The sequence below is a fragment of the Pseudaquabacterium pictum genome (assembly GCF_005403045.1).
Lineage (GTDB): Bacteria > Pseudomonadota > Gammaproteobacteria > Burkholderiales > Burkholderiaceae_C > Pseudaquabacterium > Pseudaquabacterium pictum.
Map to the genome: position 1 here is coordinate 116,668 of NZ_BJCL01000008.1, position 15,059 is coordinate 131,726.

Sequence of the window (15,059 nt, forward strand, 5' to 3'; positions counted from 1 at the left end):
GCACAGCTTGCAGGATGCCGGAGCGGCCTCCGGCGGCCCGATCCGGCGTGACTTCTTCATCGCCGCTGGCAGCCGCCGCAGAAGTAGGTGGAGCGCTGCGCCTGCACGATGCGCCGGATGGTGCCGCCGCAGCGGGCACAGGTCTGGCCCTCGCGGCCATACACCAGTGCCTCGTCCTGGAAGGCGCCCGCCATGCCGTGTGCATCCTTGAAATCGCGCAACGTCGAGCCGCCCAGGTCGATGGCGCGCGCCAGTGTCAGCCGCAGGGCGGCCAGCAGGCGCTCGCAGCGCGGGCGGCTCAGGCTGCCGCAGCGGGTGCGCGGGTCGATGCCGGCACGGTGCAGTGCCTCGCTGACATAGATGTTGCCGGCGCCCACCACCACGTCGCCGGCCAGCAGCGCCGCCTTGATCGGCGTGCGGCGGCCGCGCAGCGCGGCGTGCAGCTGCAGCGGCGTGAAGGCGGGATCGAACGGTTCGGCGCCCAGGTTGGCCAGCAGCTTGGCCGCCGGGTCGGCCTGCAGTGCGTCGGACCAGACCACTGCGCCGAAGCGCCGCGGGTCGGTCAGCCGCAGCGTGCCGCGGCTGGTGTGCAGCTCGAAGTGGTCATGCGGGCCGGGTTCGCCCGGTGTGTCGGCCAGGTTCAGCGAGCCGGACATGCCCAGGTGCAGCAGCAAGCCGGCCCCGGGCGTGGCATCGGCGGCCGGATCGCTGCCGGCCAGCGGCAGCCACAGGTACTTGCCCCGCCGCAGCAGGGTGCCGGCCTGGCGGCCGTGCAACTGCTCGGGCGCCACGCCCAGCGGCCAGCGCAGCGGCTTGCCCAGCCGCACCCCCCGCACCTGGGCGCCCTGCAGCCGGTCGGCCAGGCTGGCGCGTGTGACTTCCACCTCGGGCAGTTCGGGCATGGCCAGATTATGGTGGCCGGTCTTCAGGGCCATCCGCCGGGTGAACCATGCCCGAGCGGTGGCCTCCTAGAATGATCCGCAGCTTCCAGGAGTCCCGATGACCGGCCCCCATGTCCGCACCTGCGGTCCCCGCCCGCCCCGCCAGCGGCCGGCCAAGCCGGCACTGCATCTGCTGACGGCCGCGCTGATGGCCCTGTCCGGCGGCCACGCGCTGGCCCAGGCCGACACATCCGCCGCACCGGCCGCGGCCGCGGCCAAGACACCACCACCGCCGCCATCGGCTCTGGATGCGCCACTGTTCTACCAGCTGCTGATCGGCGAGCTGGAACTGAAGGAAGGCCGGCCCGGCAATGCCTACCAGGTGATCCTGGACGCTGCACGGCGGCAATCCGACGATGACCTGTTCCAGCGCGCCGTCGAGATCGCGCTGCAGGCCCGCGCCGGTGACCAGGCGCTGGCGGCCACCCAGGCCTGGCGCGAGGCGCGGCCGCAGTCGCTGGCGGCCATGCGCTACCAGGTGCAGATCCTGCTCGCCCTGAACCGCGGCGAGGCCCTGGCCGAGCCGCTGACCGCCTGGCTGGCCGCCGCGCCGGTGATGGAGCGCCCGGGCCTGATCGCCAGCCTGCCGCGGGTGCTGGCCCGCCTGCCTGACCAGCAGAAGGCCCTGGCCCTGGCCAGCCGCCTGTTCACCCCCTGGCTGGACCAGCCTGCCACCCGCACGGCCGCCCGCGTCGCGCTGGGCCGTGCCCACCTGTCGGCCGGCCTGCCGGTGCAGGCCGTGGGTCTGGCCCGTGCCGCCGTGGCCGATGACCCGGCTGCCACCGGCCCTGCGCTGCTGGCACTGGAGATGGTGCCTGCAACGGCCGGGGCCGAGGCCCTGGTCACCGACTACCTGGCCCGCGACGACGCCGAACCGGCGGTGCGCCTGGCCTATGTGCGCACCCTGGCCCAGGGCCAGCGCTATGCCGAGGCCACGCGCCAGCTCGAACGCCTGACGCTGCAGCGCCCGGCCCTGCCCGACCCCTGGCTGACCCTGGGCGCGCTGCGGCTGGAGCTGAAGCAGCCCAAGGAGGCCGAGACTGCGCTGCTGCGCTTCGTGGAACTGGCCGGCGCCACGCCGCCGGCAGCCGTGGCTGCCGCCAATGCCGCCGGTGCTGCCACCGGCAGCACCGCCAGCGACACCGAGGACGACGACGAAGCGCCGCCGCCCGCCGCCGATGGCGCACGTGACCTGACCCAGGCCTGGCTGCTGCTGGCCCAGGCGGCCGAGCAGCGCGGCGACCTGAAGACCGCCGAGACCTGGCTGGCCAAGGTCGAAAACCCGCAGCGCCTGCTGGAGGTGCAGGCCCGCCGCGCCGGCCTGATGGCCCGCCAGGGCCAGCTGAAGGAGGCCCGCGCGCTGATCCAGGCCGTGCCCGAGCGCACCGGCGACGACGCCCGCGCCAAGCTGGTGGCCGAGGCCCAGCTGCTGCGCGACATCAAGCGCTGGCAGGACGCCGCCACCGTGCTGGCCACGGCCAGCCAGCGCTTTCCCGACGACACCGACCTGATCTACGAACAGGCCATGGTCGAGGAGAAGCTCGACCGCCTGCCCGAGATGGAGCGCCTGCTGCGCCGGGTGATCGCCCTCAAGCCCGACCATCCGCATGCCCACAATGCCCTGGGCTATTCGCTGGCCGACCGCGGCCTGCGCCTGCCCGAGGCGCGGGCGCTGATCGTGCGTGCGCTGGAGCTGTCGCCCGGCGACCCGTTCATCACCGACAGCCTGGGCTGGGTGGAGTTCCGTCTCGGCAACAAGGACGAGGCCCTGCGCCTGCTGCGCCAGGCCTACGCGGCCCGGCCCGACACCGAGATCGCCGCCCACCTGGGCGAGGTGCTGTGGGCCCAGGGCCAGCGCGACGAGGCCCGCCGCGTCTGGCAGGAAGCCCGCGGCCGCGACGCCAGCAACGAGGTGCTGCGCGAGACCCTGGCGCGGCTGAAGGTCGGCCTTTGACGCTGTCGGGCCTGGGGCGGCTGGCCGCACTCGCGGCACTGGCCGGGCTGACCGCCTGCGCCAGCGTGCCGCCACCGGCCACGGGGGTGCTGAGCGGCCGCCTGTCGGTGCGGGTGGACGGCCAGCCAGAGCGCGCCGTCAGCGCCGGCTTCGACCTCAGCGGCGATGCCGAACGCGGCAGCCTGGTGCTGAGCGGCCCCTTGGGCGCCACCGCCGCACGGGCCGACTGGTCGCCTGGCAGCGCGGTGCTGCGCAGCGGCGCCAGCGAGACCCGCCATGCCGACCTCGACAGCCTGGGCCAGGCCGCGCTGGGTGAGCCGCTGCCGATGGCCGCGCTGTTCAGCTGGCTGCGCGGCCGCGCCTGGGCCGGTGCGCCCAGCCAGCCGCGGCCCGACGGCCAGCCCGGCTTCCATCAGCTGGGCTGGCAGATCGACCTGTCCCGCTGGGCGGACGGCGCGCTGGAGGCGGTGCGCCTGGCGCCGCCGGCCATCACCGTGCGCGCCCGGCTGGAGGTGGCGGGATGAGCCTGACCACGCTGTACGACGTGCCGGCCCCGGCCAAGCTGAACCTGTTCCTGCATGTGGTGGGCCGGCGTGCCGACGGCTACCACCTGCTGCAATCGGTCTTCGTGCTGATCGACTGGTGCGACACGCTGCACTTCGAGTGCCGCAGCGACGGCCGGCTGCAGCGCCATGACCTGGGGCCGGCCTTGCCCGACGACGACCTGAGCCTGCGCGCCGCCCGCGCGCTGCAGCAGGCCAGCGGCACCACGCTGGGCGCCGACCTGTCGGTGCTGAAGCAGGTGCCCTGGGGCGCCGGCCTGGGCGGCGGCAGCTCCGACGCCGCCAGCACCCTGCTGGCGTTGAACCGGCTCTGGGGCCTGCATTGGCCGCGCGAGCGGCTGCTGGCCATCGCGCTCACGCTGGGCGCCGATGTGCCGTTCTTCGTCGGCGGCCGCAATGCCTTCGTCGGCGGCATCGGCGAGCAGTTGCATCCGCTGCCCGACGGCGCCCTGCCGCCGCAGGCGCTGGCGGTGGTCAAGCCGGCCCCGCCGATCGCCACCGCGGCGATTTTTGGCAGCCCGCTCTTGGTTCGCGACACCGAACCTGTTATAGTCATGAGCTTTCTCGCAGACGCCCAGCTCGCAGTGATGCTCGGATCAGGATACGGCCGCAATGATTTGCAGCCCCCGGCCGAAGCCAGCTGCCCCGAGGTGACGCAAGTCGCCCGGTGGTTGGAAGCCCGCTTCGGCAACAGCCGGATGTCGGGCTCCGGCAGTGCCGTGTTTGCGAGGGCAGGCGCAGTCGCTTCACCCATGGCGACAAACTGGCCGGATCTTCCGGCCGGGTGGGTGGGGCGGATGTGCCGCAGTCTGGACCAGCATCCCCTGGTGGATTGGTCCAGCTGACGAGTTCAGGGGCACGGCGCAAGCCGGGTCCTGTGTAGGGGAGTCGCCAAGTTGGTCAAGGCATCGGATTTTGATTCCGACATGCGAGGGTTCGAGTCCTTCCTCCCCTGCCAAACCTCTTCCAAGATCCCACCACCCTAGCGGTTTCAGGCCTGACGGAGAACGTACCGTGCTGTTCAACACCGTGCTGTTCACCGGCAACGCGAATCCCGCCCTGGCGCAAGAGATGGCCAAGAGCCTGGGGGTGGAACTGGGCAAGGCCACGGTGGGCCGGTTCTCCGACGGTGAAGTGACGGTCGAATTGCACCAGAACGTGCGCGCCCGCGACGTGTTCGTGGTGCAGAGCACCTGCGCACCGACCAACGAGAACCTGATGGAACTGCTGATCATGGTCGATGCGTTGAAGCGCGCCAGCGCCCGCCGCATCACCGCCGTGATCCCGTATTTCGGCTATGCCCGGCAGGACCGCCGGCCACGGTCGATGCGCGTGCCGATCTCGGCCAAGGTGGTGGCCAACCTGCTGGAGACGGTGGGCGTCGAGCGCGTGCTGACGATGGACCTGCACGCCGACCAGATCCAGGGCTTCTTCGACATCCCGGTCGACAACATCTACGCCAGCCCGGTGCTGCTGTCCGACCTGAAGAGCAAGGCCTACCCCGACCTGGTGGTGGTGTCGCCCGACGTCGGCGGCGTGGTGCGGGCCCGGGCGCTGGCCAAGCAGCTGGGCAGCGACCTCGCCATCATCGACAAGCGCCGCCCGCGCGCCAACGTGTCGGAAGTGATGCACGTGATCGGCGAGATCGAAGGCCGCAACTGCGTGATCATGGACGACATGATCGACACCGCCGGCACGCTGGTCAAAGCCGCCGAGGTGCTGAAGGAGCGTGGCGCCAAGCGCGTCTTCGCCTACTGCACCCACCCCATCCTGTCGGGCCCGGCGGTCGACCGCATCGCCGGCAGCCAGCTCGATGAAGTGGTGATCACCAACACCATTCCGCTGTCGGATGCGGCCAAGGCCTGCAAGAAGATCCGCCAGCTGTCGGTGGCCTTCCTGTTTGCCGAGACCATCCGCCGCATCTCCGACGGCGAATCGGTCACGTCGCTTTTCGCCGAGCAGAACGCCAACTTCTGATCGGTCGTACCCGGTGCCGGCATCCTGCCGGCGCCTTCACCCCGGTGGCCTGGTCGCGGGCCCCACACATGGAGCAACCATGAAATTCACCGCTTTCGAGCGCAATCTGCAGGGGACCGGAGCGAGCCGCCGCCTGCGCATGGGCGGCAAGGTGCCCGGCATCGTCTTCGGCGCCGGCACTCCCGCCATGATCGAACTCGACCACAACGCGCTGTACTTCGCGCTGAAGAAGGAAGCCTTCCACAGCTCCATCCTCGAGATGGACCTGGCCGGCACCACCCAGAAGGTGCTGCTGCGTGACTTCCAGATGCACCCCTGGAAGCAGCAGGTGCTGCACGTGGACTTCCAGCGTGTGGACGAGACCACCAAGCTGCGCAAGAAGGTGCCGCTGCACTTCTCTGGCGAAGAGCTGTCGGTGGCCGTCAAGACCGACAAGTGCCTGGTCAACCACGTCGCCACGGAAGTCGAGATCGAGTGCCTGGCCACCCAGCTGCCCGAGTTCATCGCTGTCGAGCTGAGCGGCCTGGTCAAGGGCCAGTCGCTGCATGTGTCCGACCTGAAGCTGCCCGAGGGCATCAAGGTCGTGAAGCACGGCAAGGTGAACCCGGTGATCGTCTCGGCCACCGCGCCGAAGATCGAGGAAGAAGTGGCACCGGTCGTCGCCGCCGTGCCGGCCAAGAAGGCCGCCGCCAAGAAGGCCGCCCCCAAGAAGTGATGCCGCGGCGGCTGCGCCAGCCGCCCGTCTCCCCCTTCCAGGCCCCTCCTCGGAGGGGCCTTGTCATTGGGGCGCGCCGTTTACAGTGTCCCCACGATGAACGCCTTCGACCCCGCCGCCCTGGAATGCCTGGCCGCCCTGGCCGATGCCGGCAGCTTCGAGCGTGCAGCGCAGCGGCTGGCCATCACCCAGTCGGCCGTCTCGCAGCGGCTGCGGGCGCTGGAGACCGGCCTGGGCCGGCTGCTGGTGGTGCGCTCGCGTCCGCTGCGCCTCACCGAGCCCGGCAAGCTGCTGCTGCGCTATGCCCGCCAGATGCAGGCCATGCGTGCCGACATCGCCCGCGAGCTGGGCGCCCAGGGCCAGCACGATGAACGCCTGCCGATCGCGGTGAATGCCGACAGCCTGGCCACCTGGGTGCTGCCGGCGCTGCAGCCGGTGGTGCAGGCCGGCCTGGCCGAAGGCTTCGGCCTGGAGCTGATCGTCGACGACCAGGACTTCACCCACGAAAGCCTGCGCGAAGGCACGGTGCTGGGCTGCGTCAGCACCGTGGCCGAGGCGCTGCGTGGCTGCACCGCCACGCCGCTGGGCAGCATGCGCTATGTGGCGGTGGGCAGCCCCGGCTTCATCGCCCAGGCGCTGCCGCAGGGCCTGCACCGCGCCAACTTCGCCAAGCTGCCCTGGCTGGTGTTCAACCGCAAGGACGACAACCACGCAGTGTGGGTGGGCCAGGCCTTCGGCGTGACCGAGCCGCGCCTGGTGGAACGGCATGTGCCGTCCACCGAGGCCCAGACCCGCGCCGCGGTGATGGGCTGGGGCGTGGCCGTGGTGCCCGAGCTGATGGCCGCACCCGGCCTGGCCAGTGGCGCGCTGGCCGCGCTGCACCCCGAGGTGCATGTGGATGTGCGCCTGCACTGGCACCAGTGGAAGCTGCGCTCCACGGCCGACGCCGACACCACCGACGCACCACCCGCCGCCGAGACGCCGCTGCGTGCCGGCGTGCTCGACCGCATCGGCCGCGCGCTGGCCGATGGTGCCCGCGCTGCATTGCGGCCTCTGGAACCCTCCAACCTCGCCACCACTCCATGATTCGCCTGATCGTCGGCCTGGGCAACCCCGGCCCCGAATACGAAGACACCCGCCACAACGCCGGCTTCTGGTGGGTGGACGCGGCCGCGCGCCAGCTGGGCGGGCACCTGGCCTTCGACCGCAACTACAAGGGCCAGGTGGCCCGCGTCAACCAGCCCCAGGGCCCCGTGTGGCTGCTGCAGCCGATGACCTACATGAACCTGTCGGGCCAGTCGGTGGCGCCGCTGGCGCGGTTCTTCAAGATCGAGCCGGCGCAGATCCTGGTGGTGCATGACGAGCTCGACCTGCTGCCCGGCCAGATGAAGCTGAAGCAAGGCGGCGGCGCGGCCGGCCACAACGGCCTGAAAGACATCCTGGCGCAACTGGGCTCGCCCGACTTCTGGCGCCTGCGCATCGGCATCGGCCACCCGGGCGTGCGCAGCGAAGTGGCCAACTGGGTGCTGCGCAAGCCGCCGCTGGACGACCGCATCGCCATCGACAAATGCGTGGCCGACTCGCTGGCCACGCTGCCGCTGCTGCTGGCCGGCGATCTGGCCGGCGCCATGCACAAGGTCCACGCCAAGCCGCCGCGGCCCAAGCCGCCACGGCCGGCCGACGCGCCCCCGCCCACCGACACCACCCCGCCCGAACGCTGACGCGCGGGCCACCACCGCAAGGAGCCCTGGATGCCCCAAAGCCGTCACACAGTTGCCTGGAGTCTGCCGATGCTCGCCCTGGCAACCGCGCTGTTGCTGGCGCCGGCCCGGGCGCAGGATGCCGGCGTCTACCGCTGCGGCAACACCTACGGCAGCACGCCCTGCCCTGGCGGCCAGCGGATTGCCGCCGACGATGCCCGCACCGATGCGCAGCGCCAGCAGGCCCAGGCACTGCAGCGACAGACGGCCGCGCAGGCCGACGCCCTGGCCGACGAGCGGCGGGGACGGGAGCAGGCAGCCACCGGCCAACTGGCCGCGCGCATCGGCCCCAGCGAGGCCGAACGCGCACGCGCTGACGCCGCCGCCGCCCGGAAGCTGGTGCAAGACAAGGCGAAGGCAAAAGCGAAGAAGCCCAAGACCAGCAAGGCCAGGCGGCTCAGCCAGGCCTGAAACCCGCTCCGCTCAGGGCGTGGCGCTGGCGATCAGCAGCCGGTACTTCGACCAGAGCTGGTCGCGGGTCTCCACCCGGTCGGGGTTGACCGGGATGCAGGCCACCGGGCACACCTGCACGCACTGCGGCTCGTCAAAGTGGCCGACACACTCGGTGCACTTGTCGGGCGCGATCTCGTAGAACTCCGGCCCCATCGAGATGGCCTGGTTCGGGCATTCGGGCTCGCAGACGTCGCAGTTGATGCACTCGTCCGTGATCATCAGGGCCATGGGGGGCTATTCCTCAGCGGGCGGCCGGGCCACACGTTCCTTCAACCGCGCCAACACGGAGGGTGCCACGAACTTGGAGACATCACCGCCCAGGGTGGCAATCTCGCGCACGAAGGTGCTGCTGACGAACTGGTACTGGTCGCTGGGCGTGAGGAACAACGTCTCCACCTCGGGCATCAGTTGACGGTTCATGCCGGCCATCTGGAATTCATAGTCGAAGTCGCTGACGGCGCGCAGGCCGCGCACCACCACGTTGCCGTTGTTGCCGACGACGAAGTCGCGCAGCAGGCCGCGGAACGGGATCACCTCCACATTGCCGTAGGGCTTGGCGATCTCGCGGGCGATGTCCATGCGCTCGGCGATGGTGAACATCGTGCGCTTGTGGTGGCCAGCGGCCACCGCCAGGATCAGCTTGTCGAACAGCCGCGACGAGCGTGCCATCAGGTCTTCATGACCCAACGTCATCGGGTCGAAGGTGCCGGGGTAGACGGCGGTCATGAACTTGGCCTGGGTCACGGGCGTCTCCTGTGGCGGCTGCGCGCAATCTGGCGGCGTCCGCTTGGGGCGGATCAGGTGTTGCGGCGCAGCAAATGATAGTGCACCGCGCCGGCACGGCCTTGTCGCGAAAGTGCAAATTCGCGCGGGATCTCGGCCGGCGGCAGCGCGGCCGGTGATTCCAGGTACAGCAGGCCGCCCGCCACCAGCAGCGGGGCCGCTACCGCCAGTGCCGGCGCCTGCAAGCCGGCATCGAAGGGCGGGTCGAGCAGCACCAGGTCGAAGCGGGCCGGCGCGCAGCGGGCCATCCAGGCAACGGCATCGGCGCAATCCACCCGCAGCGTGGTGGCCTGCAGCCGGTCCTGGCTGGCTTGCAGGCTGCGGGCCAGCACTGGATCGCGTTCGAGCAGCTGCACCTCCGTGGCGCCGCGCGACGCCGCCTCGAAGCCCAGCGCGCCACTGCCGGCAAACGCATCCAGCACCCGCCAGCCGGTGAGATCCTGACCCAGCCAGTTGAACAGCGTCTCGCGCACCCGGTCGGGCGTCGGCCGCAGGCCGGGCCGGTCGGCCACCGGCAACTTGCTGCGCTTGAGACTGCCGCCGATCAAGCGCACTTCACGCGGCGGGCCGCCTGCCGCCGGCGGCTTCACAGCCGCACCGGGATGCCGTGCTGGGCCATCATCGCCTTGGCCTGGCCCACGGTGAATTCACCGTAGTGGAAGATGCTGGCCGCCAGCACCGCGTCGGCGCCGCCGATCTGGATGCCCTCGGCCAGGTGCTGCAGCGCGCCCACGCCGCCCGAGGCGATCACTGGCACCGGCACCGCGTCGCTGACCGCGCGGGTCAGTTCCAGGTCGAAGCCGATCTTGGTGCCGTCGCGGTCCATGCTGGTCAGCAGGATCTCGCCGGCGCCGAACTCGGCCATCTGCCTGGCCCAGGCCACTGCATCGATCCCCATGTTCTTGCGCCCGCCGTGGCTGTAGACATCCCAGCCCGGGCCGCGCGCCGCCAGGTCGTCGCCCTGGCGGCGCTTGGCATCGATGGCCACCACGATGCACTGGGCACCGTAGCGGGCCGAGGCCTCCTGGATCACCGGCGGGTTGGCGATGGCGGCGGAATTGAAGCTGACCTTGTCGGCCCCGGCGTTGAGCAGTCGCCGCACATCGGCCACGGTGCGCACGCCGCCGCCCACGGTGAGCGGGATGAACACCTGCGAGGCCACCGCCTCGATGATGTGCAGGATCAGGTCGCGGCCGTCGCTGGTGGCGGTGATGTCGAGGAAGGTGAGTTCGTCGGCGCCCTGCTCGTTGTAGCGCGCGGCGATCTCCACCGGGTCGCCGGCATCGCGCAGCTCGACGAAGTTGACGCCCTTGACGACGCGGCCGCCGGTGACGTCGAGACAGGGAATGATGCGTTTGGCGAGCATGGCCAGATTATCCCGGCAATCACTTGAGGGTTCACCCGCTCCCCTGTTCGAAGTCCGGCAGGCGGGCATGAATGACATCGTGTGCCGCGTACGCAGGGTTGGCATGCCCTTCCCCACCACCAGGAGTTTCCGACATGAAGTCGCTGTTGTTTGCCTCGATGCTGTCAGTCGCCGGCGCCGCACAGGCTCACCTGACCATCTTTGAAGGCACGTTCGCGCCAGAGGCCGCTGGCGCCACCGGCAGCGGCACGCTGCGGCTTGAATACGACGAGCTCGACAACACGCTCTTCATCCAGGCCGACTGGAAAGGCTTGTCCGGGACAACGGCCAACGCGCACATCCACTGCTGCACGGCCGCCCCGTTCACCGGCACGGCCGGCGTTGCGCTGGCCGAGAACGGCCGCCTGCCGGGGTTTGCTGCAGGCATCACCGACGCCTACACGCGCGTCATCGATCTGTCGCTGACCACGATGTACGGCGGCGGCTTCGTCACGGCCAGTGGTGGCACGGCCAACGGCGCGCGGGACCGCCTGCTGGCGAACCTGACCTCCGGGCAGGCGTACTTCAACATCCACACGTCCACGTTCGGCGGCGGCGAGATCCGCGCCTTCGTCACGCAGGTGCCCGAGCCACAGACTTGCGCCATGCTGATTGCCGGCCTGGGCGTGCTGGGTTGGGCTGCCCGCCGCACACGGACGCAGGCTTGAACGCAGGCGCCTGGCGGGCGCTCAGCCCGCCAGCTCGTCAGCCCGCTTCTGCGCCGCAGCGAAATCCAGCGCGCCACTGTAGATGCTGCGGCCGCAGATCACGCCTTCGATGCCTTCGCTCTCCACCGCGCACAGGCGTTCGATGTCGGCCATGTTGGACAGGCCGCCCGAGGCGATCACCGGGATGGTGAGCGCCTGGGCCAGCTTCACCGTGGCCTCGATGTTGATGCCGGTGAGCATGCCGTCGCGGCCGATGTCGGTGTAGATCACGCCGTTGACGCCGTAGTCCTGGAACTTGCGGGCCAGGTCGATCACCTCGTGGCCGGTGAGCTTGCTCCAGCCGTCGGTGGCCACCTTGCCGTCCTTGGCGTCCAGGCCCACGATGATGTGGCCGCCGAAGGCGCTGCAGGCGTCCTTCAGGAAGCCGGGGCTCTTGACCGCTGCGGTGCCGATGATGATGTCGCTGATGCCGTCATCCAGATAGCGCTCGATGGTGTCCAGATCACGGATGCCACCGCCCAGCTGCACCGGGATCTCGTCGCCCACCGCCCGCAGGATGGCCTTGATCGCCGGCTCGTTCACCGGCTTGCCGGCGAAGGCGCCGTTCAGGTCGACCAGGTGCAGGCGGCGCGCGCCGGCGTCCACCCAGCGGCGGGCCATGGCGCCGGGATCCTCGCCAAAGGTGGTGGAGACATTCATGTCGCCTTTTTCAAGGCGCACGCAGTGGCCGTCCTTCAGGTCGATGGCAGGGATCAGCAACATGGCTGGGGTTCAGCGGAGGGGTTGGGGAGGCGAGCGGTGCTCAGGGCTTCCAGGCGAGGAAGTTGCGGTACAGGGCCAGGCCCTGGTCGGCGCTCTTCTCGGGATGGAATTGGGTGGCAAAAATGTTATCCCGCGCCACTGCGCAGGTAAAGCGATCGCCGTAGTCCGTCAGCCCGGCGCTGTGGCGCGGGTCGGACGGTGCGGCGTGGTAGCTGTGCACGAAGTAGAACCAGCTGCCATCGGGCACGCCTTGCCAGATCGGGTGCAGCGCGCCACCGTGCGCCTGGGCGAAGACGCGGTTCCAGCCCATCTGCGGCACCTTGTAGCGGCTGCCGTCGGGCTGCAACCGACCTTCCAGCCGGAAACGCAGCACCCGGCCGGGGATCAGGCCGAGGCCGGGCGTGTCCTGCTCCTCGCTGTGGTCCAGCAGCATCTGCATGCCCACGCACACGCCCATCAGCGGCTTGGTGGCAGCGGCCTCCAGCACGGCCTCCTTCAGGCCGCTGTCGTGCAGCTCGCGCATGCAGTCGCGCATGGCGCCCTGGCCGGGCAGCACCACGCGCTCGGCGGCACGCACGTCCTCGGGGCGCTGGGTGACGATGACCTCGTAACCGGAATCAGCCGCCACATGCATCACGGCCTGCGACACCGAGCGCAGGTTGCCCATGCCGTAGTCGACGACGGCGACGGTCTTGGCCATGGCGTTACAGCGAGCCTTTGGTGGAGGGAATGACGCCGGCCGAGCGCGGATCCGGCGTCAGCGCCATGCGCAGCGCCCGGCCGAAGGCCTTGAACACCGTCTCGGCCTGGTGGTGGGCGTTCACGCCCTTGAGGTTATCGATGTGCAGGGTGCACAGCGCATGGTTGACGAAGCCCTGGAAGAACTCGTAGACCAGCTGGGTGTCCAGCGTGCCGACCATGCCGCTGGTGAACGGGATGTGCTGGTGCAGGCCAGGCCGGCCGGAGAAATCGACCACCACGCGTGACAGCGCTTCATCCAGCGGCACATAGCTGTGGCCGTAGCGGGTGATGCCCTTCTTGTCGCCCACCGCCTGCGCCACCGCCTGGCCGAGGGTGATGCCCACGTCCTCCACCGTGTGGTGGCCGTCGATGTGCAGGTCGCCGTCGCATTCGATGTGCAGGTCGATCAGGCCGTGGCGGGCCACCTGGTCGAGCATGTGGTCGAAGAAGCCGATGCCGGTCTTGAACACGCCGATGCCGGTGCCGTCCAGGTTCAGGCGCACCCGGATCCTGGTCTCGTTGGTGTTGCGGGTGACGTCGGCAGTGCGGTTCATGGGGCGGGGTTCCATCAGAGGCTGGCGCGCAGCGCGGCCAGGGTCAGCGTCACTTCATCGGGCGTGCCGACGGTGATGCGCAGGCAGTTGGCCAGCAGCGGGTGCAGGGCCGAGACGTTCTTGATCAGCACGCCGCGCGCCTTCATGCCGGCAAAGGTGGCGGCCGCGTCGGGCACGCGCGCCAGCACCATGTTGGCCTGGCTGGCCCAGGGGTGCACGCCCGGCATGTCCTGCAGGGCGCGGAACAGCCGCTCGCGCTGCTCGCGGATCAGCACCGCCTGGCGGGCGTATTCGTCGGCATGCGCCAGCGCGAACAGCGCCGCCTCGGCATTGAGCACGCTGATGTTGAACGGCGGCCGCAGCTTGTCGATCTCGGCGATCAGCGCGCTGGCGCCCATCAGGTAGCCGATGCGCACGCCGGCCAAGCCGAACTTGCTCATGGTGCGCATCACCAGCACATGCGGCTGGCGGCCGAGGCGGTGCATGGCATCGCGGGCTGCAAACGGCTGGTAAGCCTCGTCGATCACCACCAGGCCCTGGTGGCGGGCCATGGCGTCGACGATGCGGTCGATCACCGCCTCGTCCCACAGGTTGCCGGTGGGGTTGTTGGGGCAGGCCAGGTACAGCAGTGCAGGGCGGTGCTGGTCGATGGCGGCCAGCATCGCGGCCTCGTTCAGCTCGAAGTCGGCCGTCAGGGGCACGCCTTCGAAGCGCACGCCCTGCAGCGCCGCCGACAGCCCGTACATCACGAAGCTGGGCAGCGGCGACATGAACACCGCACCCGGCAGCGCACAGGCCATGCTCAGCAGCGTGATCAGCTCATCGGAGCCGTTGCCCAGCATCAGGCTGCAGCCCGCCGGCAGGCCGGCATGGGCGGCCAGGGCGGCCTTCAGGTCGTCACCCCGCTCGGCCGGGTAACGGTGGATGGCCACGCGGCCCAGCCGCTCGCCCAGCGCCTGCTGCAGCGCGGGCGGCAGCGGGTGCGGGTTCTCCATGGTGTCGACCTTGACGAAGCCGGCACTGGGCTGCACCGCGTAGGCGTGCAGGCCCTGGATGTCAGCGCGAACGACGCGGGCCATGGTGGCAGTGAGCAGATCGGTCATGGTGTGGCGTCGAGGAGGCTGATGTCGGCCTGGAAGGGGTTGACGATGCGCAGGTTGTCGATCTGCTGGTCATGCTGCATGTCTTCAGTCAGCAGCAAGGTGCAACCCATGTGCTGCGCTGCCGACACCATCAGTGCATCCCAGTAGTTCAAGCCGTAGCGGCTTTCGATCGCCCAGGCGGTTTCGACGGTGGCGTGATCGATCTGCCAGGGCGACCACTCCTGGTAACGACGCACTTCAGCTCGCGCATCACCGGGGGTGATCAGGTGGCGAAAGCGTTTGCGGGCGTTGGCATAGAACTCGTTCAACACCTGGGTGGACACGCGGCCTCGGCGTTGCAGCCAGCAGGCGCCGACCCAGGCCTGGGCCCGGTCGCGCTTCTCCGGATACGCGTCGTCAAACGTGTACAGCAACACATTGGTGTCGACGAAGACCGGACTCATGCGCGCGGCTGGCTGCGGTCGTACATCTCGTCGTCGGTCAGATAGGGCCCGGTGGACGGGCCGAAACTGCGGAACTTCAAGGCCTCATGCATGGCGCGTTCATAGGAATCGGTGCGCCGCATCTTCTCGGCCAGCATCTCGCCCACCAGGCGCGACACGCTGGTGTTGCGGCGCGCCGCTTCCATGCGCGCCCAGTCGGCGACGCTGTCTTCCATGGTGACGGTGACGTTCTTCATG

The 15,059-nt window shown here is 70.0% G+C and carries 20 protein-coding genes and 1 tRNA gene; 10 read left to right on the top strand and 11 right to left on the bottom strand.

Translation table 11 applies throughout. The annotated features are described in order from the left end of the window. Positions 1 to 56: 56 nt before the first annotated feature. Positions 57 to 902: a bifunctional DNA-formamidopyrimidine glycosylase/DNA-(apurinic or apyrimidinic site) lyase gene (mutM, locus tag FFT10_RS16110; RefSeq protein WP_137733870.1), complete on the bottom strand. Its 846-nt coding sequence runs from the start codon at positions 900 to 902 to the stop codon at positions 57 to 59. Positions 903 to 999: 97 nt separating this feature from the next. Between mutM and FFT10_RS16115 the strand changes: the two genes are divergently transcribed. The 9 genes from FFT10_RS16115 to FFT10_RS16155 all read left to right on the top strand — a co-directional run bounded on the left by FFT10_RS16115 (position 1,000) and on the right by FFT10_RS16155 (position 8,321). Further along, the gene (locus tag FFT10_RS16115; protein ID WP_228027140.1) at positions 1,000 to 2,895 is read left to right on the top strand and encodes a tetratricopeptide repeat protein; all 1,896 of its coding nucleotides are present in this window, start codon (positions 1,000 to 1,002) and stop codon (positions 2,893 to 2,895) included. Beyond that, positions 2,892 to 3,419, top strand: a complete 528-nt coding sequence (locus FFT10_RS16120) for an outer membrane lipoprotein LolB (RefSeq protein ID WP_228027141.1) — start codon at positions 2,892 to 2,894, stop codon at positions 3,417 to 3,419. The genes FFT10_RS16115 and FFT10_RS16120 overlap by 4 nt, the downstream gene beginning before the upstream one ends. Next, a complete protein-coding gene (gene ispE / locus FFT10_RS16125) occupies positions 3,416 to 4,303 on the top strand; it encodes a 4-(cytidine 5'-diphospho)-2-C-methyl-D-erythritol kinase (RefSeq protein ID WP_137733871.1) in 888 nt (295 codons plus the stop codon). Before FFT10_RS16120 ends, ispE begins: the two co-directional genes overlap by 4 nt. Before the next feature lie 36 nt (positions 4,304 to 4,339). Continuing rightward, positions 4,340 to 4,416: transfer RNA gene (locus FFT10_RS16130), tRNA-Gln, on the top strand. A gap of 56 nt (positions 4,417 to 4,472) precedes the next feature. Continuing rightward, entirely contained in the window at positions 4,473 to 5,435 is a 963-nt protein-coding gene (locus FFT10_RS16135; protein WP_137733872.1) for a ribose-phosphate pyrophosphokinase, read from the top strand. A 79-nt stretch (positions 5,436 to 5,514) separates the two neighbouring features. Further along, entirely contained in the window at positions 5,515 to 6,150 is a 636-nt protein-coding gene (locus FFT10_RS16140) for a 50S ribosomal protein L25/general stress protein Ctc (RefSeq protein ID WP_137733873.1), read from the top strand. A gap of 96 nt (positions 6,151 to 6,246) precedes the next feature. Next, complete coding sequence (locus FFT10_RS16145; RefSeq protein ID WP_137733874.1) at positions 6,247 to 7,236, top strand: LysR family transcriptional regulator ArgP; 990 nt, start codon at positions 6,247 to 6,249, stop codon at positions 7,234 to 7,236. Then, positions 7,233 to 7,871: an aminoacyl-tRNA hydrolase gene (gene pth / locus FFT10_RS16150; RefSeq protein ID WP_137733875.1), complete on the top strand. Its 639-nt coding sequence runs from the start codon at positions 7,233 to 7,235 to the stop codon at positions 7,869 to 7,871. The genes FFT10_RS16145 and pth overlap by 4 nt, the downstream gene beginning before the upstream one ends. 69 nt (positions 7,872 to 7,940) lie before the next feature. After that, positions 7,941 to 8,321 (top strand): hypothetical protein, encoded by a 381-nt coding sequence (locus FFT10_RS16155; protein ID WP_137733876.1) that lies wholly within the window; start codon positions 7,941 to 7,943, stop codon positions 8,319 to 8,321. 12 nt (positions 8,322 to 8,333) lie between these two features. Here the strand turns inward: FFT10_RS16155 and FFT10_RS16160 are convergent, their stop codons facing one another. From FFT10_RS16160 to hisF, 4 genes are all read right to left on the bottom strand, one after another. Then, entirely contained in the window at positions 8,334 to 8,591 is a 258-nt protein-coding gene (locus FFT10_RS16160; RefSeq protein WP_137733877.1) for a YfhL family 4Fe-4S dicluster ferredoxin, read from the bottom strand. 6 nt (positions 8,592 to 8,597) lie between these two features. Continuing rightward, a complete protein-coding gene (gene coaD, locus FFT10_RS16165; RefSeq protein ID WP_137734017.1) occupies positions 8,598 to 9,089 on the bottom strand; it encodes a pantetheine-phosphate adenylyltransferase in 492 nt (163 codons plus the stop codon). 71 nt (positions 9,090 to 9,160) lie between these two features. After that, complete coding sequence (rsmD, locus tag FFT10_RS16170) at positions 9,161 to 9,700, bottom strand: 16S rRNA (guanine(966)-N(2))-methyltransferase RsmD (protein WP_306446575.1); 540 nt, start codon at positions 9,698 to 9,700, stop codon at positions 9,161 to 9,163. A gap of 32 nt (positions 9,701 to 9,732) precedes the next feature. Continuing rightward, positions 9,733 to 10,512 (bottom strand): imidazole glycerol phosphate synthase subunit HisF, encoded by a 780-nt coding sequence (gene hisF / locus FFT10_RS16175; RefSeq protein WP_137733879.1) that lies wholly within the window; start codon positions 10,510 to 10,512, stop codon positions 9,733 to 9,735. A 134-nt stretch (positions 10,513 to 10,646) separates the two neighbouring features. On the opposite strand from hisF, the gene FFT10_RS16180 reads away from it, so the two are divergent. Continuing rightward, entirely contained in the window at positions 10,647 to 11,219 is a 573-nt protein-coding gene (locus tag FFT10_RS16180; RefSeq protein WP_162520819.1) for a CHRD domain-containing protein, read from the top strand. A gap of 21 nt (positions 11,220 to 11,240) precedes the next feature. Here FFT10_RS16180 and hisA read toward each other — a convergent pair whose 3' ends face one another. The 6 genes from hisA to FFT10_RS16210 are packed head-to-tail and all read right to left on the bottom strand — an operon-like array spanning position 11,241 to position 15,058. Beyond that, a complete protein-coding gene (hisA, locus tag FFT10_RS16185; RefSeq protein ID WP_137733881.1) occupies positions 11,241 to 11,981 on the bottom strand; it encodes a 1-(5-phosphoribosyl)-5-[(5-phosphoribosylamino)methylideneamino]imidazole-4-carboxamide isomerase in 741 nt (246 codons plus the stop codon). 40 nt (positions 11,982 to 12,021) lie between these two features. Then, positions 12,022 to 12,681 carry an imidazole glycerol phosphate synthase subunit HisH gene (gene hisH / locus FFT10_RS16190; RefSeq protein WP_137733882.1) on the bottom strand — a complete coding sequence of 220 codons (660 nt, stop codon included), beginning with the start codon at positions 12,679 to 12,681 and terminating at the stop codon, positions 12,022 to 12,024. Positions 12,682 to 12,685: 4 nt separating this feature from the next. Continuing rightward, complete coding sequence (hisB, locus tag FFT10_RS16195) at positions 12,686 to 13,291, bottom strand: imidazoleglycerol-phosphate dehydratase HisB (protein ID WP_137733883.1); 606 nt, start codon at positions 13,289 to 13,291, stop codon at positions 12,686 to 12,688. Further along, positions 13,291 to 14,379, bottom strand: a complete 1,089-nt coding sequence (gene hisC, locus FFT10_RS16200; protein WP_137733884.1) for a histidinol-phosphate transaminase — start codon at positions 14,377 to 14,379, stop codon at positions 13,291 to 13,293. The genes hisB and hisC overlap by 1 nt, the downstream gene beginning before the upstream one ends. Further along, a complete protein-coding gene (locus tag FFT10_RS16205) occupies positions 14,376 to 14,822 on the bottom strand; it encodes a PIN domain-containing protein (protein WP_137733885.1) in 447 nt (148 codons plus the stop codon). The genes hisC and FFT10_RS16205 overlap by 4 nt, the downstream gene beginning before the upstream one ends. After that, on the bottom strand, positions 14,819 to 15,058 hold the full coding sequence (locus tag FFT10_RS16210) for a CopG family transcriptional regulator (RefSeq protein WP_137733886.1): 240 nt from the start codon (positions 15,056 to 15,058) through the stop codon (positions 14,819 to 14,821). Before FFT10_RS16210 ends, FFT10_RS16205 begins: the two co-directional genes overlap by 4 nt. Position 15,059: the final 1 nt, after the last annotated feature.

Excerpts from the sequence above, each read along its gene's own strand:
- hisA (WP_137733881.1), bottom strand. The coding sequence starts at position 11,981 with ATGTTGCTGATCCCTGCCATCGACCTGAAGGACGGCCACTGCGTGCGC.
- FFT10_RS16155 (WP_137733876.1), top strand. The coding sequence starts at position 7,941 with ATGCTCGCCCTGGCAACCGCGCTGTTGCTGGCGCCGGCCCGGGCGCAG.
- coaD (WP_137734017.1), bottom strand. The coding sequence starts at position 9,089 with ATGACCGCCGTCTACCCCGGCACCTTCGACCCGATGACGTTGGGTCAT.
- hisC (WP_137733884.1), bottom strand. The coding sequence starts at position 14,379 with ATGACCGATCTGCTCACTGCCACCATGGCCCGCGTCGTTCGCGCTGAC.
- ispE (WP_137733871.1), top strand. The coding sequence starts at position 3,416 with ATGAGCCTGACCACGCTGTACGACGTGCCGGCCCCGGCCAAGCTGAAC.
- mutM (WP_137733870.1), bottom strand. The coding sequence starts at position 902 with ATGCCCGAACTGCCCGAGGTGGAAGTCACACGCGCCAGCCTGGCCGAC.
- FFT10_RS16140 (WP_137733873.1), top strand. The coding sequence starts at position 5,515 with ATGAAATTCACCGCTTTCGAGCGCAATCTGCAGGGGACCGGAGCGAGC.
- FFT10_RS16160 (WP_137733877.1), bottom strand. The coding sequence starts at position 8,591 with ATGGCCCTGATGATCACGGACGAGTGCATCAACTGCGACGTCTGCGAG.
- FFT10_RS16205 (WP_137733885.1), bottom strand. The coding sequence starts at position 14,822 with ATGAGTCCGGTCTTCGTCGACACCAATGTGTTGCTGTACACGTTTGAC.
- FFT10_RS16180 (WP_162520819.1), top strand. The coding sequence starts at position 10,647 with ATGAAGTCGCTGTTGTTTGCCTCGATGCTGTCAGTCGCCGGCGCCGCA.
- hisB (WP_137733883.1), bottom strand. The coding sequence starts at position 13,291 with ATGGAACCCCGCCCCATGAACCGCACTGCCGACGTCACCCGCAACACC.
- hisF (WP_137733879.1), bottom strand. The coding sequence starts at position 10,512 with ATGCTCGCCAAACGCATCATTCCCTGTCTCGACGTCACCGGCGGCCGC.
- pth (WP_137733875.1), top strand. The coding sequence starts at position 7,233 with ATGATTCGCCTGATCGTCGGCCTGGGCAACCCCGGCCCCGAATACGAA.
- FFT10_RS16115 (WP_228027140.1), top strand. The coding sequence starts at position 1,000 with ATGACCGGCCCCCATGTCCGCACCTGCGGTCCCCGCCCGCCCCGCCAG.
- FFT10_RS16210 (WP_137733886.1), bottom strand. The coding sequence starts at position 15,058 with ATGAAGAACGTCACCGTCACCATGGAAGACAGCGTCGCCGACTGGGCG.
- hisH (WP_137733882.1), bottom strand. The coding sequence starts at position 12,681 with ATGGCCAAGACCGTCGCCGTCGTCGACTACGGCATGGGCAACCTGCGC.
- FFT10_RS16145 (WP_137733874.1), top strand. The coding sequence starts at position 6,247 with ATGAACGCCTTCGACCCCGCCGCCCTGGAATGCCTGGCCGCCCTGGCC.